Source organism: Halomonas bluephagenesis (assembly GCF_054790765.1).
The window spans coordinates 781,369-805,289 of the sequence record NZ_CP133631.1; the positions used below are offsets into that span (position 1 = coordinate 781,369).

Below are 23,921 nucleotides of genomic sequence, written 5' to 3' on the forward strand. Positions count from 1 at the left end.
TGCGCAAGGCCTGATAGAATCGCCCCTTTTTTCGCGCCAGCCGCCTATCAAGCACGTGTTTTAAACCTGTTGCTGCTGCGGCAACCCTGTACTGGAGCCACTGTTATGGCTGATACGCCTACTCCCCTTGAAGTGCGCAATATAAAAAAGCGCTTTGGCGACACAGAAGTCCTTAAAGGCCTCTCTCTCGAAGCCCAAAAGGGTGATGTCATCACTCTGATTGGTGCATCGGGGTCTGGCAAAAGTACCTTCTTGCGCTGTATGAATCTCCTGGAACAGCCCGACGAGGGTGAATTGTTCGTCCATGGCGAACAGATTCGCTTTAAAACGACCAAGCATGGCCGCGAACCTGCTGATTGGAAGCAAGTCGTGCAAATGCGTGCCAAACTGTCGATGGTGTTCCAGAGTTTTAACCTATGGGCTCACATGACGTTGCTTGAGAACATCATCGAAGCGCCTATTCATGTCCTGGGAAAACCCAAAAAAGAAGCCATCGAGCATGCACGTGCACTGCTCGAACGCGTTGGGCTTAGCGCACGCGCCGATGCCTATCCGGCACAAATGTCGGGTGGGCAGCAGCAGCGTGGAGCGATTGCCCGAGCGCTCGCGATGGACCCAGAAGTGATGCTGTTCGATGAACCGACGTCTGCCCTTGACCCAGAATTGGTTGGCGACGTTTTGAAGGTAATGCACGGCTTAGCCGATGAAGGGCGCACCATGGTGGTGGTCACTCACGAGATGAGCTTTGCCCGCGATGTATCCAGCAAAGTGATTTATCTGCACCAAGGTTTGGTAGAAGAAGCTGGCGCGCCTGCTGAAGTGCTAGGCAACCCGCAATCACCGCGCTTAAAGCAGTTCCTAGCCCCCAAATATTGATCAGCGAGGCACACCATGCTTGATTTGCAAGGTTATGGCCCCCGCCTGATCGAAGGGGCGGGCGTTACACTTCAATTAGCAGTTCTGTCGCTTATTCTAGCCATTGTACTTGGCTTGTTAACGGCGACTGCCAAAATGTCACGCAACTGGTTCCTACGGCGCACAGCGACGGTGTACACCACCGTGATTCGCGGCGTGCCGGACTTAGTGCTAATGATGTTGCTATTCTTTGGTGGTCAAATCGGCGTTAACGCCATTAGCGACATGCTCTACTACAACTATGAAATTGATATCTATATCAATTTCAACGCTTTCGCAGCGGGTGTCATCACCATTGGGTTCATTTTCGGTGCCTACATGGGTGAAACCTTCCGCGGTGCTTTCATGGCAGTTGATAACGGCCAGATTGAAGCGGGAAAAGCGTACGGTATGAGTAATGCCTTGTTATTTCGGCGTGTTCGCTTTCCGCAAATGATGCGCCATGCACTCCCCGGCTTATCCAACAACTGGATGGTACTGCTTAAAACGACCGCACTCGTATCAGTAATTGGCTTGACTGATATGGTTCGCGTGGCCGCAGAAGCTTCTCGAGCCACCCATGAGCCCTTTGCTTTTCTACTTCCTGTAGCGGCGGTTTATTTGCTAATTGCCAGCGTATCCGAGTGGATTTTCGTTCGGCTACAAAAACGTTACGACATCGGCTTGGGGGGGCAGTGAGATGCTAGATATTTCTGCGTGGTTCAACGACCTGCTAGCTGGCAACCTGATTTTCACCCCCACCACCTTAGGCTACTACTGGGAAGGGTTAGTCACGACGACCCAACTGGTATTCCTTTCTTTGGTAGCGGGATTAGTGTTGGCAGTACCGCTTGCCATTATGCGCAGCTCGAAGCATAAATGGATTAGCTTACCTATCTACTTTTACACCTATGTCTTTCGTGGCACACCACTACTGATTCAGCTATACATCATTTACTACGGTGTGGTGTTTATCGATGGTATCCAGGAAACATTTTTGTGGCCAATCCTGCGGGAAGCTTTCTACCCTGCCTTGATCGCTTTCACGCTTAACACGGCAGCATATACCACCGAGATTTTCCGAGGGGCGATCAAAGCCACATCCAAAGGGGAAATTGAAGCAGCCAGGGCCTACGGCATGTCACAAAACCTGATGATGCGGCGTATTATTCTGCCCAGCGCCTTCCGGCGCGCTCTGCCCGCCTATGGCAACGAAGTCATCTTTATGCTGCATGCCAGCGCCATTGCCAGTGTTGTCACGCTAATGGATCTGACAGGGGCTGCGCGCTTTGTTTATGCCCGTTTCTATGCACCGTTTGATGCCTTCTTATTTGTAGCAGCGATCTACCTTTGTCTTACGTTTGCTATTCTGTATTTCTTCCGTTTCCTGGAGAAAAAGCTGCTGGCCCACTTACGGCCGCAAAACACCTAGTATCAAAAGTACCTGAAAACAAAAGTATCTAGCGATAAAAGCAGCCTCGTTTGTTGTACCGTCAAACAAACGTTGGTTCATAGCAACGTTCCCTCTTTTCGTAAGCCCCAACCTAGGGTACGTTAAAGGGGATCACATCTAGTGAACCTGTTTCTACGGAGTATAAGAATGAAAAAATTACTAACAGTGTCTGTGCTTGGCTTAGCCATTGCGGCGGGCTCTTCCGCCCCGGCGCGGGGCTACGACAATGTACGCATTGGTGTCGACGTTCCCTACGAACCAATGGAATTCCGCACAGCCGATGGTGAGCTGACCGGTTTTGATATCGACCTTGGCAACGCACTTTGTGAGCGCATCGGTGTAACCTGTGAATGGGTTGAGCAAGAGTGGGACGGCATTATTCCTGGCCTTATGTCGCGTAACTACGATGCCATCATGTCCTCCATGACGATCAACGATGAGCGTCGCGAGCAGGTGTTGTTCTCAGACCCCTACATCACTATGCCGTCTGCCTGGTTCGCACCAAGCGGCCTGGACATCAGTGAAGCCAATGAAGAAACCTTGGCAGGAAAAACTATTGGCGTGCAGCGCGGTACGCTGCAAGATAATTACGTGACCGACAACTTCAACAGCGTTGCCAGCATCAGCCGCTATTCCACCGCTGATGATATGGTGCTGGATATGGAAGCACAGCGTTTGGACATCGTGTTCCTCGACTTCCCTATCGGCCAGTCTACGCTGCTAGAAAGTGAAGAAGCAGAGTACGTTGTGATTGGCGAGCGCATTAGCGAGCCAAAAGAGTATTTCGGTGACGGCTTTGGCATCGCTTTCCGTCAGCGTGACGAAGCACTCGCTGAGAAATTCAATGAAGCCCTTGCTGAGCTTCAAGAAGACGGCACTTACGACGAAATTTTCGCTCGCTACTTTGGCGAAGAGTAAGCGCTAGCAGCATGTGTATGCCTCCCCATCTCGGGGAGGCTTATACCGCGAGAAGCCATCATGCATACACATCACTTTTCAGCGCCAATGCAGTTGCAATTGCCAGCTCTATGCGCGCTCCGCCCAGGTACCAGCGGCGATATCGCTTGCTTTTATCTGAGCGAATGGTTCGACGAATAGCCTTCCCCTCTTGGCACGCCCGTGCCATCTCACGCCCCTGCGCGTGATCTTTGTAATGCGGAAATAACGCATTACGACCCTGCGCTTAGCGCACCCCACATGCTTTAGCTCATAAAAAAATCGCCGCTAGGCATGTTATCAATACCTAAAAATCGCTTCAGGAGACTACTATGCGTTATGCAACGCTTCCCCTTGCCGCTATCTTAGCGGTTGGTTTTTCGACGACTTTTGTTCCTACTGAAGTCGAAGCCCGGGACTACGACGAAATTCGTCTTGGTGTCGACATCCCTTACGAACCCTTTATGTACCGTGAAGCAGACGGCACGCTTACTGGCTTTGAAATCGAGCTGGGTAACGCAGTTTGTGATTACCTAGAAGCAAGCTGCACCTGGGTCGAGCAGGACTGGGACGGCATTATCCCTGGCCTTCTCGCCCGTAATTACGACGCCATTATGTCATCCATGGCGATTACCGATGAACGCGCCCAACGCGTGCTGTTCTCAGAGGCCTACTACACAACGCCCAGCGCTTGGATCACCACGCAAGAGCGTGACATCAACATTGAAGCCCGCGCTAGCCTAGAAGGCCTAACCGTTGGTGTTCAGCGGGCGACGCTGCAGGATAACTACGTCACTGAGCTCTACGGTGACATACTGGAAATCCGTCGCTATACCGGCGTAGACGATGTGGTGACCGACCTTATGGCCGGGCGTTTAGACCTCACCTTTATGGACTACCCGATTGCTGAAGCCGCTATTGAAATTGATACGCCAGAGAGTGATTTCCAACGTATTAGCGACTTTATCAAACAGCCTGAGCATATCTTTGGCAAAGGGGTAGGTGTGGCGTTTCGTCCTCGGGATGAAGCCCTAGCAGAGCGTTTCAATGAAGCATTAAGCGCGCTGAAAGAAGACGGCACCTACGACGAAATTATGAACCGCTACTTCAACTACGATGTGCGCTTATAAGTACAGTTTGTAAGCACAACCTCTGCGCCGACCGATGGTCGGCGCATATTTACCACCTGTTGATTCCCCTGGGAAGCACATGCTGACTCTTGTTAAAAACGCCCAGCTTTTCTCGCCAGAACCCCGCGGCCTGTGCCATCTGCTTATCGCTGACCAGCGTATTGCAGCGGTAATAGATGCGTCTGAACCGGTGAACCTAGGGCCATTAATTACCACCGTCGATCTTGAAGGGCGTCGAGTAATTCCTGGCTTAGTCGACCCCTTGGTACACTATATTGGTGGCGGCGGTGAAGGAGGTTTTGGCAACCGAACGGCAGAACTCAGTTTAGAAGATGCCTGTGCCTCAGGCGTCACAACACTGATTGGCGCCCTAGGCACCGATGCACTAACCCGCACCCCCGCCAATTTAATTGGTAAAGCACGAGAACTCGCCGCTGGCGGTTTAACCGCCTACGCTTACACCGGTTCTTATCAACTTCCCCCGGTAACGCTCACCGGCTCCATTGCCAGCGATATTCTCTATATTCCAGAGTTTATAGGCGTGGGCGAAGTCGCCATTAGCGATCACCGAGGTTCTCAACCGACGACCCAAGAGCTAACGCGGCTTGCCTCCGATGCGCGTACCGCAGGTTTGCTGGCCGGAAAATCAGGGATTGTCTTCATCCACACGGGCGATGCCGACACTCACCTGGAACCGTTGCGCAACGTTGCTAAACAAAGCGCAATTCCGCTTTCACAGTTCTACCCTACCCATATCAACCGTACCGCTGAATTATTTGAAGATGGCCTGCGCTTTGCTCGCGAAGGCGGCTTTATCGACTTCACTACCAGCACGACACCAGAATTATTAGCAGGTGGCGAAGTGCCTGCGTCAGAAGCCGTTGCCAAAGCGCTGAGTGCGCGTATTGACCCGCGTCAGATAAGCCTATCTTCAGATGCCAATGCCTCGCTGCCAGAATTTGACGAACAGCGCCGCTTTGTTGGCTTAAAACCCGGTAGACTAAGCAGCTTGTTCGAGGTACTCGGTGAATGTATCAATGAGCACCATGTCAGTTTTGAACATGCATTAAGATGCGCATCGACAACTGCTGCCGATACGTTAAAACTGCCCCGCAAAGGGCGCCTCGCAGTAGGAACGGACGCCGACTTTATCGTGCTTGCCGATAATCATTGGGCCATTGATCAAGTATGGGCGTTGGGCAAATCTATTTACGATAGTAACGCATGATGTCAAAAAGCCCGGCTAGAGCGCTCTGCAACAACACCTAAACGTATACCGAACTTGCTCAGTCAAACCGAGTCTGTAATCCAGTAAGGAAATTTACAAGGAAGTCTCATGGCTGAACAAACCACTGCAAACGTCTCCTCTGAGGCGGCTTACGCCCGCGATGCACGCCCTTCTTCCCACTGGACTGCCTGGGGGCAATGGCTGGCGCTATTTACCATGACCGTGGATCACCTCACCCGCTATGTGTTGCCGGGTGACTGGGACTTAAGCTGGGCAGGCTCTTCTATTGGCCGCATTGCGTTTCCGTTGTTTGCAGCGATGGTGGCATGGCACGGGCTGTTTAATACTCGCAACCCGCTTCGCTACTCACGCCGCATACTGGTGATTGGCCTAGCAGCTCAGTTGCCTTATATGCTGATGCCGCGCACGTCTGACGACTTTATCCTTAACGTCTGCTTCACACTTGCCTGCGGCCTAGCACTGGGTGCGTTGGTTCGCCAAGGTTGGCAGCACTATCAGCAGCAGACCCTTGGGTTAGCGTGGCTAATGCTTGGCACAGCGGTAGGCGTGACCGTTTGGTATCTGCTGGGTTTCTGGGTGGAGTACGGCCATAACGGTTTGCTGCTGATTCCGCTATTAATGTTTGCCATGCAGGCGCTTAGTGAAACCCGCGATGCGCTGAAATCGCGCTTGTGGGCAGGTTTAGCCGCGTTTCCAGTACTTTGGATAGCCGGTCAAATGAATGCTTCAGATATGGCAAAGTCGTTCACCGTAGGTACCTGCGTGGTGGTGCTAATGCTGGCGGCGGGTGCTGCCCAGCGCGTTCCTCCGGTGGCATTGGCCATGCCACGCCGCCTATGGCTTGCCTGGTATCCAGGGCACTTTGCTTTAATTGCGCTGTGGCTGCTGCTTAGCGGCCAACTGACGGGGTAATTCCTGGCTCCGTGACACGCTTATTCAATTCCTCGCTCATCCAGGGTTGGTAGCGGCGCAGCCGAGCCCGACCCTCGGTTTTTGCTTGGTACATGGCGATATCCGCCTGCTTTAAAACGTCACCATGATCACACTCAGTCGCATTAAAGCAGGTGTACCCCATACTCGGCGTTACCGTTAACCACCGGCTCTCCAGCCGGTACTGTTCTGATAATACCTGCTGTACATTACGCATATAACGCTCAGCTTGCTCATCCAACTGCTCTAAAGAAACCTCTTCAAATAACGCTAGCAGTACGAACTCATCACCGCTTAGTCGGGCTGCCATGTCCTCTTCGTTTAAACATAGCTCTAAGCGCCGTGCCACCTGCACTAATAAATCATCGCCTGCCGCATGACCCATGGTATCGTTAATCAACTTGAAACGATCCATATCTAAAAACATCACCAATCCACAGCGCTGCTCACTGCGCCGCTCATTACACAGGCTTTCTAAGCGTTCAATAAATAGTCGTCGATTAGGTAAATCGGTTAAGGCATCATAATAAGCTTGACGATATATGATCGCTTCGTTGCGCTTGCGCTCAGTAAAATCTTCGATAATTGCCCCCCCGCCAATCATTTGGTTACTGGCGCTTAGCACTCCGTTAAAAAATGCCCTTAACGGTATACCTTCCGTTGCTCTAGGCAGTCGATAAGTACCTTCGTAATAGCCCGTGCCTTTTTCTAATGCATCATTAACTGCTTGCGCGACATCATGATCTGCCGAACGGGCCAGCATTCGTTAGCCAATAAGCTGTGCACGTCCCACGCCTAAAATAGCTAACAACTTGTTGTTACAGTCGGTGATAGTGCCTTGCTCATCAAAGTGTAAAACACCGAGCGGAGAGTGCTGAAAAATAGAGCGATAGCGATTTTCACTTTCGCGTAGCTGCGCTTCTCGCGAGGCCATGCTTACTCGCAGTGCAATGTTGTCATGAATAGTGCGACTAAAACGGCGGCTAGTGGTGACAATCAAGCCTAAAAAAAGCACCAGCATTAATCCGATCAAAACAGAGAGTGGTGACCCCTGCAGTAAAAATTGCAATTTCAGAGGCAGCAAAATTGGTATCACGAACCCTATCGATACCCACCAAACCGAAGAAAGCGTAGTAACGCCCCCAGCAGAAATACCCGCTAAAACAATCGAAAGCGCCGCGATTTGCTCTGGATGGTCATTACTAAAGAGTAAAACGCCTGTTGCTCCCCAGACGCAACCAGACGTAATTGCGCCGACAGCAAACCAACCCAACCAGCGGCGGTGCTGTTGGTGCGCAGCCGGCAAACGCATAAAGCGCTGTGCAAGCAACAAACGAAGACCAGAAATCGCGGTAAGCGCTATAAACCAGCCAATTAACACGCTAGCATCCACTACCGGCCACATCGCGGCGACCAATAGTCCACCGGCAACCACGCTGCTTAACACAGGCTGCCCAAGATTGTCGTAAAGCAAGCGTACTTTTTCACCGCGCAAGCGCAATTGTGTTAGATGATGTTCAAGTTGATAGTCACTACGCAGACCGGAGGCTGTCGCTGCTTCTGTTGCGAACGCCGCACCAGAAATTGTCGCGGGGGGTGGCATATAAACTCCCTTTCAATGAGCTGGCTTATAAACCAATCTTATTCGTTCATTCAAACTATTCCTTTGGTATCTCTTTTAGCACGTTTACCAAGTAAAAGTAGCCTAAACATGCAATAAAAAAGCCGCTCCATTTGAGCGGCTGTTAAGCAATGCAATACCTACAGTGAGCTTTCGAAACTCCATGCCACTGGCGGCGCATCAGGCAGCAGTGCCTGACAAGCGCGCACTTTTTCAAGCAACTCGGCATGCGTGTCAGCGATGACATTGACATGCGCGAGCTTACGCCCTGCCCGCTCTTCTTTGTCATAGCGGTGCAAGTGAGTATTGCCAATCGCCAGCATTGCGGCGTTGTCACCTTCCTGGCCAATCACGTTCACCATGCAGGTAGGCGCAATGGCTTGGGTGCTGCCAAGTGGTAGGCCTTGCACAGCGCGTAGATGGTTTTCAAACTGACTGGTGACCGCACCGTCCATGGTCCAGTGGCCAGAATTGTGTACCCGTGGGGCCATCTCGTTAGCTAACAGGTTGCCATCACGCGTCTGGAATAATTCCAACGCCATCACACCAACGTAATCCAGCTCATCTAACAGCATGCGAATGTAACTGTCGGCAGTCTCTTGAACGCTGGCAGCTAAATCCGGCAGCGGCGCAACGGAATAGCGCAAAATGCCGTCTACGTGCTGATTTTCCGCCATAGGGTAAAACACAACATGCCCATCACGCCCCCGCACGGCAATCATCGAGACTTCCCGCACGAAATCGACAAACGCTTCAACGATCAACTGGCGGTGACCAATACTGGTCCATGCCTCTTGAGCCTGCTCCGGCGCTTTCAGGACCGCTTGGCCTTTACCGTCATAGCCCTCAGTGACTGATTTGGCGACAACGGGGCAGCCCAACTCATTGGCTGCCGCCTCAAGCTGTTCTGCGCTCTCAACAACACGGTAAGCAGGCGTGGGAATGCCTAAGCGGTCAAATAAGGCTTTTTCTTCGACACGGTTTTGGCAAACCGCAATCGCTCGGCTTCCTGGGTAAACGGGTTTGTGCTGTTCAATTTGCTCGACCAGCGCTACAGGCAGATGCTCAAACTCGTAGGTCACTACATCGACCTTATCGAGAAATTCCGCCAAATGCTGGTTATCAGGGTCGACAATCACGTCGCCAATGCCCGCGCTGGGGTTGCCGGTCATGTCTAAAAACGTGAAGCGATTACCTAGCGGGTAGCCAGCCAATGCCAGCATGCGACCAAGCTGACCTGCACCTAACACACCGATGTTCTTTGAGATGCCAGAGCTCATTACCAGGACTCCTTAGTTCGCTTCCGCATCGGGGCGCGGGTCTGGGTTATCCAGCACCATTTGAGTTTGCTCAGCGCGGAAGGTCTCTACTGCTTCCCGTACAGCGGTGTCTTGCAGTCCGACAATCTGTGCTGCCAACAAGCCTGCATTGGTCGCGCCCGCTTTACCAATCGCCAGCGTGCCAACAGCGATGCCACCTGGCATCTGGGCGATTGAAAGCAACGAATCCAAGCCTTTAAGTGCTTTGGACTCTACCGGCACACCCAGCACAGGCAGCGCCGTTTGAGAGGCCACCATGCCCGGCAAATGGGCGGCACCGCCAGCCCCAGCCACAATGACTTGCAGGCCACGTTCAGCGGCACTTTTAGCGTAATCGAACAGCAAGTCAGGGGTGCGATGAGCGGAGACTACGCGGGTTTCATAAGGAACGCCCAGCCGCTCTAACATCGCCACCGCGTGTTCCATGACGGGCCAATCAGATTTCGACCCCATGATCACGCCCACTTTGGGTGCGCTGTTCGACATGCAAAAACTCCTCGGCCAAAGGGCCTACTAAAGCAATCAAGCGTTTAATGTGCCGTGTGCCGCAAGCGGCTCACCAGGAAATTAGAAGGCGCATAGTTTACCAGAGCTAATCGCTTAGAGCGCGTTTGTAAATAGATCGAAATTTTAATCAAAGTAGCATTGAAAAGCGCGCGACTTGGCGGCATTGTGTGTTTGTCATTTCAGACTGATGGAGTCACATGAGTACGGCATACTCAACTGCTCACGCAGAAACGCTAGATCCTCCGCGAAGCAGCCCTGACCTCGATGTCAGGGATTTAGAAAAACGTACGCGCCTCATGCGTATCATAACCCGCCTGATCGCCGTATCAGATCTGGGAAGCCGCGAAATCGCCCGCCGGGCGGGGCTTCCAGTGCAAAAGATCAGCGACCTGCTCGCCGGAAGGCTAGAGCATTTAGGCATTGACGAACTCAATGTCCTACGTCGCACGTTAGAGCTGGAGACGCCATAGCAATAGCTGCTATCGAAATTTTACTTCCTCAGCGTTTTATTCTTCATAAATCCGCCCCAGCGACCGGGGCGGCATTATTGCTCTATCACTGATCTACAACGATGACCCCACAGCTACGCCACCCAGCGCCACGATAATCACCACCATCCACGCAGGTAGCTTCCAAACGGTCAGCAGTAAAAAGCCCGTCAGCGCCAGAACAAATTCATAAGGCCCAATAATCGCACTGGTCCATACCGGTTGATACAGCGCCGCGCCTAAAATACCCACCACTGCCGCATTAGCCCCGCGCATCAATGCCTGGGCGCTCTGCCAGCGGCGAAAGTGATTCCAAAAGGGCAACACCCCCACCAACAGTAAAAAGCCAGGAATAAAGATCGCCAACAACGCCAGTAGCGCACCAACAACACCATTCATACCGGGCAACAGCGCGCCTAAGTACGCTGCAAAGGTGAATAGCGGCCCTGGCACCGCCTGGGCAGCCCCGTAGCCTGCCAAAAATTCATCTGCGGTAATCCAGCCGGATTGCACCACTTCCGCTTCCAACAGCGGCAACACTACATGCCCGCCGCCAAATACCAGCGCGCCAGAACGATAAAATGCATCCGCCACCGCTAGCCATGCAGCGCTACCAGCCAACAACGGCAGCAAACCCAGCAGCGTCGCGAATAGCACTAACGCGATAGTGCCTGCACGGCGGGATACCGGAAACTGCAGTGGCTCGCTTGCCGTAGCAGCGGCAACACTGCGGCACAGTGCCAACCCGGCTATACCGCCTAGCACAATAGCGGCGACCTGCCCCAGCGGCCCACTGACCATTACCACGACAAACACCGCCGACAACGCAATTCCCACCCGGGTTTGATCGGGGCATAGGTTACGCGCCATGCCCCACACCGCGTGGGCAACAATGGCCACAGCCACCACTTTTAAGCCATGAATGATGCCGCTGGCAATCGGGCCATCCAACACCGCCGCGCCAAACGCAAACAGCACCAGTACAATGGCGGAAGGCAACGTGAACGCCAGCCATGCCATGACCGCGCCCCAAGGCCCGGCGCGCATTAGCCCCAAGGCAAAGCCAACTTGACTACTGGCCGGCCCCGGTAAAAACTGACACAACGCCACGAGATCAGCGTAGGCGCTTTCGCTTAGCCACTTGCGGCGCTCCACAAATGCCGTACGAAAATAGCCTAGGTGTGCCACCGGCCCGCCAAACGAGGTCAAACCTAAGGCCAAGAACGCCCAAAACACTTCGCTTACCCGCCCGCTCAGATGATTCTTTTCAGCCATAGCGTAAGATTCCCCGTGTGAATAAAGGGTCCAACATAACGATTAAAACTGACACGGTGATGACAATGTGCACCATCACTCAGCCGGATAAGCCGCCCTCGCGGGTGCGCTAACGCTTACGCCGCGCTACAAAACCTAATCAATGCATATTTTGTAGTGCGGCGTAACGAATCTTGCGAGGCATGAGCAAATAAGGAACCCGCGGGAGGCGACGGAAGATGCCAAGCCGCTAACTAACCACGCCCTCGCGGGTGCGCTAACGCTGACGCCGCGCTACAAAACTTAATCAATGCATATTTTGTAGTGCGGCGTAACGAATCTTGCGAGGCATGAGCAAATAAGGAACCCGCGGGAGGCGACGGAAGATGCCAAGCCGCTAACTAACCACGCCATCGCGGGTGCGCTAACGCTGACGCCGCGCTACAAAACTTAATCAATGCATATTTTGTAGTGCGGCGTAACGAATCTCGCGAGGGACGAGCGAATGAGGCACCCGCAAATTGAGCCAGCCACCTCTATAGCGACGTGCGTTAATCAGTAACGGCGCCGGTACTGGCAGAACTGACCAACTTGGCATACTTCGCTAGCACGCCTTTGCGGTAGCGCGGTTCTGGCTGCTCCCAAGCGGCACGGCGACGCATCATTTCTTCATCGCTGATGTCCACCTCAATGGTGTCGGCTTCTGCATCAATGGTAATGGCATCGCCGTCCTGAACCAGCGCCAGCGGGCCACCATCAAAGGCTTCCGGCGATACATGGCCTACCACAAAGCCATGGCTGCCGCCGGAGAAACGCCCATCGGTAATCAGCGCCACATCATTACCCAAACCACGCCCCATAATCGCAGACGTTGGCGTGAGCATTTCGCGCATGCCAGGGCCGCCTTTCGGGCCTTCATAGCGAATCACCACGACATCGCCCGCCACCACGGTACCGTCGTTAATGCGCGCCTGGGCCTCTTCTTCAGAGCCGAACACCCGCGCCGAACCGCTAAAACGCGTCCCTTCCTTACCAGTAATTTTGGCCACTGCACCTTCCGGTGCCAGGTTACCAAACAGAATACGCAGGTGGCTTTCGGCTTTAAGCGGGTTGCCCAGCGGCGCAATAATCTGCTGATCAATGGGATACGGTTCAACATCTGCTAAGTTTTCGGCCAGCGTTTTACCCGTCACCGTTAAGCAGTCGCCGTGCAGTAGCCTGGCATCCAGCAGGATTTTCATCAGCGGCTGAATTCCGCCAATCGCCACCAGCTCGCTCATCATATAGTGGCCGCTGGGGCGTAAGTCGGCGAGCACCGGGACACGCTTACCGATCTCAGTAAAGTCGGCAAGGGTCAGTTCAACACCAATGGTGCGCGCCATGCCTATCAAGTGAAGCACCGCGTTAGTAGAACCACCCAATGCAATCACCACGGTAACCGCATTCTCAAACGCTTCGCGGGTCATAATGTCTGAAGGTTTGATATCACTAGCCAGCAGCGCCAGCACAGCCTCGCCTGCCGCTTTACAGTCGTCGCGCTTTTCTTGGGAAATGGCGTTCTGCGCCGAACTGCCCGGCAGGCTCATGCCCAACGCCTCAATAGCAGACGCCATGGTATTCGCGGTATACATACCGCCACAGGAACCCGGGCCAGGGATGGCGGTTTCTTCGATGTTTTTGAGCTCGATCAGATCGATATCACCACGGGAGTGCGCACCCATCGCCTCAAATACCGAGACGATATCGGTATGGCCTTTACCGGGCATAATGGTGCCACCATACACAAACACGCTGGGGCGATTCAGACGCGCCAAGCCCATCACACAACCCGGCATATTTTTGTCACAGCCGCCAATAGCCACCAGTCCATCAAAGCCTTCGCAGCCCGCCACGGTTTCAATGGAGTCCGCAATCACTTCGCGGGAAACCAGCGAGTACTTCATGCCTTCGGTCCCGTTGGCGATGCCATCAGAAATAGTGATGGTATTAAAGATAACCCCTTTACCACCCGCCGCATCGGCACCGTCACGGGCGAACTCTGCCAACTCACCAATGTGGCTATTGCACGGGGTCACCATGCTCCAGGTAGAGGCAACGCCCACCTGGGGCTTGGTAAAGTCATCATCATTAAACCCCACCGCCCGCAGCATCGCGCGGCTGGCCGCCTTGCCAGGGCCGTCCACCACCTGGGCTGAATGGCGGCGGGTATTATTAGTAGGCTCGGTCATGGGGAATTCCTCTTTGCTTGACTCACATCGCTTTACGCACGGTATCCGCATAGCTTGGCGATATAACGCGCATCCCGCAAGACACTTAACTTATGGCACCATAGCGCTACGCGCTATTCCCAATGCCTAATGCCGTGAAGGAACACCACCGCATGTCTGCCAATTCACACTGCTCACCAACACCGTTCTCGCCAACGTCGCTTACTCCTGGCTTTATGGTGGTGCACGCTAACCGTCTGGAAGACTTGCGCGGGCTGGCGGTGCAATGGATGCGCTTGCACCCGTTGGGGCCGCTGGAAAACGAGACTATTCTGGTGCAGAGCAACGGCATTGGGCAGTGGTTAAAGCTGGCGTTGGCGGAAGACCCGGAAAATGGTGGTGCGGGCATCGCCGCCGCGCTGGATGTCATGCTGCCTGCGCGGTTTTTATGGCAGGCCTACCGCACGGTGCTCACCCACGTTGACCAGGACGGCGACGCGGTGCCAGAAACCTCGCCGTTTGATAAATCGCGCTTGGTATGGCGACTACTGCGCCTGCTGCCCACACTAGCGGGGCAGGAAGTGTTCGCGCCGCTGGCCCAGTTTTTAGAAGTCGAACGCGACCAGCGCAAGCACTACCAACTAGCCGAGCGGCTGGCGGATTTATTCGACCAGTATCAGGTCTACCGCGCCGACTGGCTGGATGCCTGGGCCAACGGTGACGACGTGCTGATTACCGCTCGGGGAGAACCCCGCCCGCTGGAAGAGCACCAGCGCTGGCAGCCTGCGCTATGGCGCATTCTGCGTGAGGATGTCGCCGCCACCCAAGGCGATGCAGGCCTCAACAGTAGCCGCGCCCAGGTGCATCGGCGCTTTTTAACAGCCTCTGAACAGCTGGAAGGCCAGCCCTGCCCACGCGGCCTGCCTAGGCGGCTGATTATTTTTGGTATTTCATCGCTGCCCCAACAAACCCTGGAAGCGCTGGCAGCACTCTCTCGCTGCTGCCAAATCGTGCTGTGTGTCCACAACCCCTGCCAGTTCTACTGGGCGGATATCATCGAGCATAAAGATTTACTGCGCGCCAACCGCTACCGTCAGCGGCGCAAAACCGGCATGCCCGAAGCACTAGATGTGCTGGGCACTGGCGACGCCGACGATGCCCTGCATCTGCACGCCCAGCCGCTACTCGCCGCCTGGGGCAAGCAGGGCCGCGACTACCTGCGCCTGCTGGATGAACACGACGATTCGGGCAATTATCAAACCTTGTTTGAGCAGCAGGCGCTGCGTATTGATATGTTTGAGCCGTTTAACGGTGTTGATCGCGACTGCCTGCTCAGCCAACTGCAAGATGATATTCGCGAACTGCGCCCCGTGGCGGAAACCCAAACTCACTGGCCCGCGCTAAGTTCGGCAGATGACTCCATGGTGTTTCATATTGCCCACGGCCCTCAGCGGGAAGTTGAGATTCTTCACGACCAGTTGCTGGCCGCCTTCAGTGCCGACCCTGACCTTCGCCCGCGGGATATCATCGTCATGGTGCCAGATATCGACCGCTACGCGCCGCATATCGCCGCAGTGTTTGGCCAACTACCAAGTGACGACCCACGGCATATTCCCTATACGCTTTCCGACCAAGCCAGTCGCCACCGCCTGCCACTAATGATTGCCCTGGAAAAGCTGCTGCGCCTACCTGAGCTGCGTCTTTCGGTCAGCGACTTACTGGATCTGCTCGATGTACCCGCTCTGTGCCAGCGCTTTGGACTGGAAGAGCGCGACCTACCGGTACTCGAGCGCTGGATGGAGGGTGCAGGCATTCGTTGGGGGCTGAATGCCAAGCAGCGCCAGACACTTGAGCTACCCGGCGGGTTAAGCCAAAACACCTGGGCGTTTGGCCTGCGCCGCTTGCTGCTCGGCTACACCGTGGGCAAAGGCCACGCTTGGCAAGGAATCGAGCCGTTTGACGATATCGGCGGGCTGGAAGCGGGCCTTGCCGGGCCGTTAGCCACCTTGTTGGAAAAGCTCGAAGAAACCTGGGAAACCTTCTGCCAGCCCACCGATGCGGCCAACTGGGTAGCGCGACTACGCACGCTGCTGGAAACCTTCTTCCTGACTGACGAGGCCCAAGAAAGCGTAATGCTCACCAAGCTGGAAAACGGTTTGCAGCAAATGCTGGAAAGCAGCGAGGAAGCCCAGTTAAACGAACCGCTGCCGCTCTCCATGGTGCGCGAACACTGGCTGGGACAGATTGATGAACACAGCCTTTCCCAGCGCTTTCTAGCCGGTGCGGTCAACTTCGCCACGCTAATGCCCATGCGCGCCATTCCGTTTAAGCGCGTGTGCCTGCTGGGCATGAACGACGGAGAGTACCCCCGCTCTCAGCCACCGCTAGATTTTGATTTGATGGGTAGTGACTACCGCCCCGGTGACCGCTCTCGCCGGGAAGATGACCGCTATCTGTTTTTGGAAGCGCTGCTCTCCGCCCGCGACCAGCTCTACATAAGCTGGGTCGGCAGAAGCCAAATCGACAACACACCGCTACCGCCTTCGGTACTGGTCGGCCAACTCCGTGACCATCTGGAAGCAGGCTGGCAGATCAAGAACGGCACGCCACTGCTGGAAGCGCTAACCACAGAGCACCCGCTGCAGCCGTTTAGCCGCGCTTATTTTGCTAGCAACCCGCAAGTCTCGCGACTGTTTACCTATGCACATGAATGGCGCGAGGTACACGCACCGCGCACGCCTCAAGCTGCCCAATCCTCACTTCCCCCACCGGAAAACATCCCCACCAGCCTGACGCTTGGCCAGTTAGGCCAATTCCTGCGCGAGCCAGTACGCGCCTTCTTCAATACCCGGCTGGGAGTATATTTCGAGCAGGAAGCGATTGCCGAGCTGGACGAAGAACCGTTCGCCCTGGATGGCCTGCAAAACTGGCAGTTGCAAGACCAACTGATCGCCGCCCAGCGCCACGCCATTGACCGCGGCGAGCCACGCATTGAAGCACTGCACGCAGCCCTTGAGCGTTTTCAGGGCCAAGGCGTATTGGCCATGGGTGCCTTTGGCGAGCGCATGCGCGATGCCTTAGCAGAACCCATGGAAGCCCTGTTCAGCGACTACGAAGAAGCCCTGGGCGCTTGGCCGATTGCGCTAGGTGACCCAGCAGCCATTCACCTGGAAGGTAGTAACGGTATTACGCTGGAAGATTGGCTGGGGGAGCTACGCCAGGATGAGGCGGGCAACCGCTGCCGCCTTTTATTACTCAGCAGCAGCCTGGTCAAGAACGGCAAGTACCAGTGGCATCTGCTGCTGCGCCACTGGGTTGCCCACCTCGCGGGTAACCTCAGCGGTCCGATGACCACGCAACTGCTCTCCAAAGCGGGCAACATCACCCTGGAACCTATCGCTGCCGACACCGCCCGCACGCACCTGGAAACCCAGTTAAGCGCCTGGCAACACGGCTTAGAAGTGCCATTACCGCTGGCCCCCCAAGCCGCCTTTGCTTGGCTAACAAAACTGGGCACACCTGACATTGCGATTGAAAAAGGCAGGGAAAGCGACGCCTACGCCGCGGCCGAAAAAGTCTATGAAAGCGGTTACAAAACCACTGGCGAAGCCGATCAGAGCCCTTATCTCGGCCACCAATGGCCCCGCTTCGAGCGGCTATTTTTCGACCGCATCGAAGCATCTTATAATGGCCAAACACACACCTTCGCCACGCTGACGGAAGCGCTTTATGCGCCGCTGTTCAAGACCGTGAAAAAGCCAGACACTACAAAAGCCTCAAGCGGTAAAAAAGGAGCTGCCCAATGAGCCAGAACGCCTCTCCAATGCCGCTTAACCCTCTTACGCTACCGCTTCACGGCAGCCGCCTGATTGAAGCCAGTGCGGGCACGGGCAAAACCTTTACCATCGCGCTGCTCTACGTGCGCCTGGTGCTGGGCGGGCAGCACAGCGAAGACGACAGCGCCTTTGTACGCCCGCTCACCCCGCCGGAAATTCTGGTAGTCACCTTCACCAATGCCGCCACCCAGGAACTGCGCGAACGCATTCGCCACCGGCTGGTGGAAGCTGCAGCGGTATTTAGGGCCACTGATGATGCTGGTTCGGATTCCTTGCTCATCCAACTGCGCAGCCAATACCCCGAGGCCACTTGGCCCGCCTGCGCTCGCCGCCTGGAGCTAGCCGCCGAATGGATGGACGAAGCCGCGGTTTCCACCATCCACAGCTGGTGCTATCGCATGCTGCGCGAACACGCCTTTGATAGTGGCAGCCTGTTCTCGCTCAACCTGGAAAACGACCAGCGCGAACTGGAACAAGAAGTGGTGCGCGACTACTGGCGCACCTTCTACTACCCACTGGATGCCGACGCCCTGGGCAGCATTACCAGATACTGGAAATCGCCGGATAAACTCCACGAAGATGTACGCAAGTTGCTCCACGAAAGCGACGCACTCGGCAGCCAACGCCCCGCGCCAGCCGACACATTAAGCGCTGCCGACGCCGAACGCAGCGCACGCCTTGAAGAACTAAAAGCTCCTTGGCGAGCGTGGGTACATGAACTACGGCAGCTTTTTGACGATGGCCAAACAGCCAAGCACTTTGCCCCTGGCAAAATGCGCAAAGATCATCGAGGAAAATGGCTGGATAAAATTCAGCAATGGGCGGAAAGCGACCTTGTCAGTCCTGATATGGATAAGAAGGCCACTGCATGGAAGCGACTGACACCGGCGGGCATTGCTGAAATCTGGAACGGAGAGCCACCGAACCACCCAGCGTTTGGGGCGTTTGAGGCACTGCCCGCCGCCCTCAACGCCTTGCCCGAACCGCGCAACGACCTGTTGATTCACGCCGTGCAGTGGTGCAAAGTGCGTATGGAGCGGGAGCAAGAACGCCGTGCCGAGATGGGCCCCAACGACCTGCTCACCCATTTAGACCGCGCCCTGCAAGGCCCCAACAAAGATGCCCTGGCAGCGCAGATTCTGCGCCAGTTCCCCGTCGCGCTGATTGATGAGTTCCAGGACACCGACCCGATTCAGTACCGCATTTTTAACGCGGTCTATGACGTCGCCAACCCACGCCGCGACGCCGCCATGCTACTGATCGGCGACCCCAAGCAGGCCATCTACGCCTTTCGCGGCGCGGATATCTTCACCTACCTGCAGGCTCGCCAAGACACCGCCGGCCGCCACGTCACGCTAGGCACCAACTTCCGCTCCAGCCGCGCCATGGTGGGAGCCGTCAATCACTGCTTCCACTACGCCGACCAGCACCCGGCTGGGGCGTTTCTATTTCGCGAAGACGGTGGCGAAAACCCGCTGCCGTTCTTATCGGTAAATGCCAAAGGCCGCGACGAACAATTGGTGCACCAAGGTAAGCCGCTGCCCGCCATGACACTTTGGCCGTTAACAAGCGAAGAACCACTTTCCAAAACCGCCTACCAGACCGAGATGGCCGAACGCTGCGCCTCTTATATGGTGGAATTGCTCACGGCAGGCCAAAGCGGCAATAAAGAAGGCAAAAGCGGTTTTCAGAAAGGCGATGACCTAAGCCCGCTAAAACCTTCCGATATGGCAGTACTGGTCAACGGCCTGCAGGAAGCCCGTGCCATTCGCTTAGCGCTGGCCAGCCGTGGAGTAAAGAGTGTTTACCTTTCCGACCACGACAAGGTGTTCAGCTCGCCCATGGCCAAGCAGGTAGAACGCTGGCTGCGCGCCTGCGCCGAGCCGTTAGCCAGTTCCCGCAAAGCCGAAGCCCATCTGCGAGCCGCCTTGGCCACGCCAGTATTGGGGCTAAGCCTAGCCGACCTTGATCACCTGCAACAAAACGAACTGGCCTGGGAAGCGCGGGTGGAGCAATTCAGCCACTACCATCGCCTATGGCAGCGCCAGGGTGTGCTGCCCCTGGTACGCCGCATGATGGTGGATTTCGACATTCCCGCCCGCCTACTGGGGGAATTCGAAGAGGGTGAGCGCTTGCTCACCGACCTGCTGCACTTAGGCGAACTGCTGCAGCAAGCCAGCGCTGAACTGGACGGCGAACACGCGCTGATTCGCTTTCTGTATGAATCCATTGCCGACCCGGAAGGCCACGGCGACAGCCACAAGTTGCGCCTGGAAAGCGACGCGGATTTGGTCAAGGTGGTCACCATCCACAAATCCAAAGGCCTTGAGTACCCGCTGGTATTCCTGCCGTTTATCGCCAACCACCGCCCAGTGAGCGATAAAGACATACCGCTGCGCTGGCACGACGCCCAAGGCAATCTTCAGCTCAGCCTAAGCGCCGATGAAGAAACGCTGGCTACCGCCGACCGCGAACGTTTAGGGGAAGACCTGCGCAAGCTTTATGTGGCGCTAACCCGCGCCCGCCACGCGACTTGGCTGGGGCTAGCCCCACTTCAGGGGTTAGAAAATAGCGCCCTCGGCTACCTGATTAGCGGCGGAAAAACGCTTGTACCGGCGGAGCTAACCACCGCGCTGGAAGCGCTGGCACAAGGCAGCGAGATTGCTGTCAACGAGCCACCGGCACCCACTGCCCAGCGCCTTGCACTCTCTGCACAAAGCGCCGAACAAAGCGCCACGCTTGGGCACGCCCGCACGCCCACGCGCCCGGCCAAGGAACACTGGTGGATTGCCAGCTACTCGGCGCTGCGCCTTTCCGGCACGCTCACCGCCCCCACGGCCACGCCACTGGAGCCGACCACCGCCCAGGAAGCTACCGCGTTTGAAGTATTGGATGAGCCGCAGGAACTATCCCAGCTGGCCCAGCAGGAAACATTTCATCTGCATAAATTTCCCAGAGGCCCAGGGCCGGGAACATTTTTGCATGGCTTACTGGAATGGGCAGGCAGGCAAGGCTTTGCAGCCGCTGCTAACGATCAAGATTCACTCAACGATATGCTATGGCGGCGCGTACAGCTGCGCGGCTGGCAAGCATGGCAGGAACCGCTAGCAGGCTGGCTTTCAGCGCTACTCACCACACCGTTACCGCTGGCCGCGCCAAACCAACAAAGCGTCACACTGACCGAACTCAGCAGCTACCAAGTGGAACTAGAGTTCTGGCTAGCCGCCAAACGGGTCAACACCCAGGCGATTGATGCCCTGGTAAGCAAGCACTTACTGCCAGGGGTTGAGCGCCCAGCGCTGGATGCCGATACCCTAAACGGCATGCTGAAAGGCTTTATCGATTTAGCCTTCGAGCACCAAGGGCGCTTTTACGTGCTGGACTGGAAATCGAACTATTTAGGGCCCAGTGATAGCGATTACGAACCGGACGCCTTGCGCCATGCGCTGCTGGCCAAGCGCTACGACCTCCAGGCCGCGCTTTACCTGCTGGCTATGCACCGGCTGCTAAAAGCGCGCCTGCCCAACTACGACCCGCACCAGCACTTGGGTGGCTCAATGACGGTATTTCTACGCGGCAGCCGCAGCCCAGGGCGCGGGGTATTTTCCGAGCCCGCCCCGGTTGAACTGATCGAAGCACTGGATAGCCTGTTTGCAGGCGCATCGTTTTCAAGCCCCGCACAGGAAGCGACGGTATGAGTAAGCCCAAAGACACCCACACCTTCGACCTGTTTGGCGATGCCGTTGAAACACAGGATGCCCAGCCTTCACTGGCCCCCGCGCCAGTGAGCGCTCACCCTGCGTTAAGCGATACCACTGAATTGCTAACCCTATGTGAGCGCTGGGTAGCCAGGGGCTGGCTGCGCGATTTAGACCGCGCTCTGGTGCGCTTTTTAGCGGCAGAAGCACCGGATGCCCCCGCGCTGCTGCTGTTAGCCGCCGCCCTGGCCAGCCACCAGCTAGGCCGAGGGCATGTGTGTCTGGACTTAACCGCCACGCTTAACGCACCAGATTTCGCCCTTTCGCTACCACCAGAAGGGGATGATTTAACCGACTCGCCACCTCTGCCCAGCGATGTGCTGGCAACGCTTACGCTAAGCGAATGGCAAGCCGCGCTGCACCACCCACTGCTCACCAGCGAAGGCCCCGGCAACACACCGCTGGTGGTAGTGACTAATCACTCAGGTTCAGACACGCGACTCTACCTACGCCGCTACTGGCAGTACGAGCAAACCCTGCACCAGCAAATCGCCAGCCGCCTAGAAGATGAAAACACCGCACACACACAGGCAGTGAATGATAACGCCACGACGGCAACTGATAACCGTTGTAGGAGGCCAATTTATTGGGCGATGGGTGACGATAGTCACCCCGGTCTTCTCCCCCAGGCCCTGAATATTCTGTTCAAGCCAAGCGGCAATCTCGACTGGCAAAAAACCGCCTGTGCGCTGGCCGCCCGCAGCCGCTTCGGCATTATTACCGGCGGCCCCGGCACCGGCAAAACCACCACCGTGGTGCGCCTGCTCGCCCTGCTGCAAACGCTGCAACTGGCTCACTCACCCAGCCAACCGCTGCGCATTCGCCTAGCCGCCCCCACCGGCAAAGCCGCTGCCCGCCTGAATGAATCCATCGCTGGGCAAGTCAGCCAACTTCCCTTCAAAGGATTAACCACCTTATTGGAAGGAGCTTTGTGGGAGGGAGCTTTAGCTTTGGTTCGACACGTCGACGAAGATGAGGCCCCAGAGCAGCTTCAAGCCGCCATCCCAACTGAAGTCACCACGCTCCACCGCTTACTAGGCGCTCGCCCCGACACCCGCCACTCCCGCCACAGCGCCGCCAACCCGCTAGCGTTAGATGTACTGGTCATCGACGAAGCCTCTATGGTGGATATCGAAATGATGGCCGCCGTGCTGAGCGCCCTGCCCGCCAATGCACAGTGCGTGCTGCTGGGGGATAAAGACCAGTTGGCATCGGTAGAGGCTGGCTCGGTACTCGGCGATTTATGCCGCCGTGCCGAAGCCGCCCACTACACCCCAGAAACCGCCCAATGGCTGGAAAGCGCCACCGGCCAGCCGCTGCCACCCGAGTACCTGGATGCTGACGGCCAGCCGCTCGACAAAGCCATTACCATGCTGCGGGTAAGCCACCGCTTTAACGAACACAGCGGCATCGGCCAGTTGGCCCAGGCGATTAACCAGCCCAGCCATGCCCAAACTGATTGGGAAAAACAGCAGGCCGTTAGCGCCGTGCTGCGCCACGGCTACCCAGACTTACACCACCTAACGCTTGCTGAGGACACCGCGCTGGATAAGCTGGTGATTCACGGCAGCGCGGATAAGTTTCTCAATGGAGGTGAAGGCCGCACCAACCACAAAAATGAACCCATCGCCCCGCCCACTGGCTATCGCCATTACCTAAAGGTGCTGAACGCACAGCGCCCGCGTGGGGAATCGTTTGAGGACAACCCAGCGGCCTATAACGCCTGGGCTTCTGAGGTACTAAGCGCCTACAGCCACTTTCAACTGCTGTGCGCGCTGCGCAAAGGCCCCTGGGGAGTAGAAGGCTTAAACCTGCATATCGCCAAAACCCTGCGCAGCGAAAAGCTGCTGTTTGGCAGTGACTACACGTTAGAGAAAGGCTGGTATGAAGGCCGCCCGGTACTGGTCACCCAAAACGACTATGGCCTAAAACTAATGAACGGCGATATCGGCATCACCCTGGCCGTGCCGGATCCCCGCAATCCGCAACAGAAACTGTTGAGAGTGGCCTTTCCTTCATCAAGTGCCACGAGCGATGCCGATAAACCCATCCGCTGGGTACTGCCCTCCCGCCTACACGCGGTAGAAACCGTATTCGCGATGACGGTACACAAATCCCAAGGCTCGGAGTTCTTACACACCGCCCTGCTGCTACCGCCGACGATCAACCCGATTCTCACCCGCGAGCTGGTCTACACCGGCATCACCCGCGCCCGCGACTGGCTCACGGTGATGGAAGCCAAACGCGGGGTGTTGAATGAGGCGGTGACGAGGGAAGTGATGAGGGTGAGTGGGATGTAGAAGGTTGTCATCAAAACCGACATTAGCGGTGCTGGTAAT

General features: G+C 56.0%; 18 protein-coding genes. 11 read left to right on the plus strand and 7 right to left on the minus strand.

Annotated elements, in window-relative coordinates; all coding sequences use genetic code 11:
• Window positions 1-105: 105 nt before the first annotated feature.
• The 4 genes from REH51_RS03485 to REH51_RS03500 all read left to right on the plus strand — a co-directional run bounded on the left by REH51_RS03485 (window position 106) and on the right by REH51_RS03500 (window position 3,265).
• A complete protein-coding gene (locus REH51_RS03485; protein WP_009721657.1) occupies window positions 106-876 on the plus strand; it encodes an ABC transporter ATP-binding protein in 771 nt (256 codons plus the stop codon).
• Between the two features lie 15 nt (window positions 877-891).
• Window positions 892-1,593: an ABC transporter permease gene (locus REH51_RS03490; RefSeq protein WP_498936862.1), complete on the plus strand. Its 702-nt coding sequence runs from the start codon at window positions 892-894 to the stop codon at window positions 1,591-1,593.
• Between the two features lies 1 nt (window position 1,594).
• Entirely contained in the window at window positions 1,595-2,326 is a 732-nt protein-coding gene (locus REH51_RS03495) for an ABC transporter permease (RefSeq protein WP_009721655.1), read from the plus strand.
• Between the two features lie 168 nt (window positions 2,327-2,494).
• Complete coding sequence (locus REH51_RS03500; protein WP_498936864.1) at window positions 2,495-3,265, plus strand: transporter substrate-binding domain-containing protein; 771 nt, start codon at window positions 2,495-2,497, stop codon at window positions 3,263-3,265.
• 58 nt (window positions 3,266-3,323) lie between these two features.
• On the opposite strand, the gene REH51_RS03505 is transcribed toward REH51_RS03500, so the two are convergent.
• Window positions 3,324-3,473 (minus strand): hypothetical protein, encoded by a 150-nt coding sequence (locus tag REH51_RS03505; protein WP_009721653.1) that lies wholly within the window; start codon window positions 3,471-3,473, stop codon window positions 3,324-3,326.
• 142 nt (window positions 3,474-3,615) lie between these two features.
• On the opposite strand from REH51_RS03505, the gene REH51_RS03510 reads away from it, so the two are divergent.
• The 3 genes from REH51_RS03510 to REH51_RS03520 all read left to right on the plus strand — a co-directional run bounded on the left by REH51_RS03510 (window position 3,616) and on the right by REH51_RS03520 (window position 6,574).
• The gene (locus tag REH51_RS03510) at window positions 3,616-4,413 is read left to right on the plus strand and encodes a transporter substrate-binding domain-containing protein (RefSeq protein ID WP_498936866.1); all 798 of its coding nucleotides are present in this window, start codon (window positions 3,616-3,618) and stop codon (window positions 4,411-4,413) included.
• 79 nt (window positions 4,414-4,492) lie between these two features.
• Window positions 4,493-5,641: a beta-aspartyl-peptidase gene (iadA, locus tag REH51_RS03515; protein WP_009721651.1), complete on the plus strand. Its 1,149-nt coding sequence runs from the start codon at window positions 4,493-4,495 to the stop codon at window positions 5,639-5,641.
• Between the two features lie 108 nt (window positions 5,642-5,749).
• A complete protein-coding gene (locus REH51_RS03520) occupies window positions 5,750-6,574 on the plus strand; it encodes a TraX family protein (protein WP_009721650.1) in 825 nt (274 codons plus the stop codon).
• Here the strand turns inward: REH51_RS03520 and REH51_RS03525 are convergent.
• From REH51_RS03525 to purE, 4 genes are all read right to left on the minus strand, one after another.
• Window positions 6,552-7,355, minus strand: a complete 804-nt coding sequence (locus REH51_RS03525) for a diguanylate cyclase domain-containing protein (RefSeq protein ID WP_498936867.1) — start codon at window positions 7,353-7,355, stop codon at window positions 6,552-6,554. The genes REH51_RS03520 and REH51_RS03525 overlap by 23 nt on opposite strands.
• A gap of 3 nt (window positions 7,356-7,358) precedes the next feature.
• Complete coding sequence (locus REH51_RS03530) at window positions 7,359-8,195, minus strand: PAS domain S-box protein (protein WP_498936868.1); 837 nt, start codon at window positions 8,193-8,195, stop codon at window positions 7,359-7,361.
• A 158-nt stretch (window positions 8,196-8,353) separates the two neighbouring features.
• Window positions 8,354-9,493: a 5-(carboxyamino)imidazole ribonucleotide synthase gene (locus tag REH51_RS03535; RefSeq protein WP_009721648.1), complete on the minus strand. Its 1,140-nt coding sequence runs from the start codon at window positions 9,491-9,493 to the stop codon at window positions 8,354-8,356.
• 12 nt (window positions 9,494-9,505) lie between these two features.
• A complete protein-coding gene (purE, locus tag REH51_RS03540; RefSeq protein WP_009721647.1) occupies window positions 9,506-10,018 on the minus strand; it encodes a 5-(carboxyamino)imidazole ribonucleotide mutase in 513 nt (170 codons plus the stop codon).
• Between the two features lie 218 nt (window positions 10,019-10,236).
• On the opposite strand from purE, the gene REH51_RS03545 reads away from it, so the two are divergent.
• Window positions 10,237-10,509 (plus strand): XRE family transcriptional regulator, encoded by a 273-nt coding sequence (locus REH51_RS03545; RefSeq protein WP_009721646.1) that lies wholly within the window; start codon window positions 10,237-10,239, stop codon window positions 10,507-10,509.
• A gap of 93 nt (window positions 10,510-10,602) precedes the next feature.
• Here REH51_RS03545 and chrA read toward each other — a convergent pair whose 3' ends face one another.
• Together chrA and ilvD are read right to left on the minus strand one after the other, a co-directional pair.
• On the minus strand, window positions 10,603-11,802 hold the full coding sequence (chrA, locus tag REH51_RS03550; RefSeq protein WP_009721645.1) for a chromate efflux transporter: 1,200 nt from the start codon (window positions 11,800-11,802) through the stop codon (window positions 10,603-10,605).
• A 530-nt stretch (window positions 11,803-12,332) separates the two neighbouring features.
• The gene (gene ilvD, locus REH51_RS03555) at window positions 12,333-14,009 is read right to left on the minus strand and encodes a dihydroxy-acid dehydratase (RefSeq protein WP_234667721.1); all 1,677 of its coding nucleotides are present in this window, start codon (window positions 14,007-14,009) and stop codon (window positions 12,333-12,335) included.
• Window positions 14,010-14,161: 152 nt separating this feature from the next.
• Between ilvD and recC the strand changes: the two genes are divergently transcribed.
• Genes recC through recD form a run of 3 tightly spaced genes read left to right on the plus strand, consistent with a single transcriptional unit; the run spans window position 14,162 to window position 23,882 of the window.
• Window positions 14,162-17,794 carry an exodeoxyribonuclease V subunit gamma gene (recC, locus tag REH51_RS03560; protein ID WP_498936870.1) on the plus strand — a complete coding sequence of 1,211 codons (3,633 nt, stop codon included), beginning with the start codon at window positions 14,162-14,164 and terminating at the stop codon, window positions 17,792-17,794.
• Window positions 17,791-21,522: an exodeoxyribonuclease V subunit beta gene (gene recB, locus REH51_RS03565; RefSeq protein ID WP_498936871.1), complete on the plus strand. Its 3,732-nt coding sequence runs from the start codon at window positions 17,791-17,793 to the stop codon at window positions 21,520-21,522. The genes recC and recB overlap by 4 nt, the downstream gene beginning before the upstream one ends.
• Complete coding sequence (gene recD, locus REH51_RS03570) at window positions 21,519-23,882, plus strand: exodeoxyribonuclease V subunit alpha (RefSeq protein ID WP_498936873.1); 2,364 nt, start codon at window positions 21,519-21,521, stop codon at window positions 23,880-23,882. The genes recB and recD overlap by 4 nt, the downstream gene beginning before the upstream one ends.
• The last annotated feature ends 39 nt before the right edge of the window (window positions 23,883-23,921 follow it).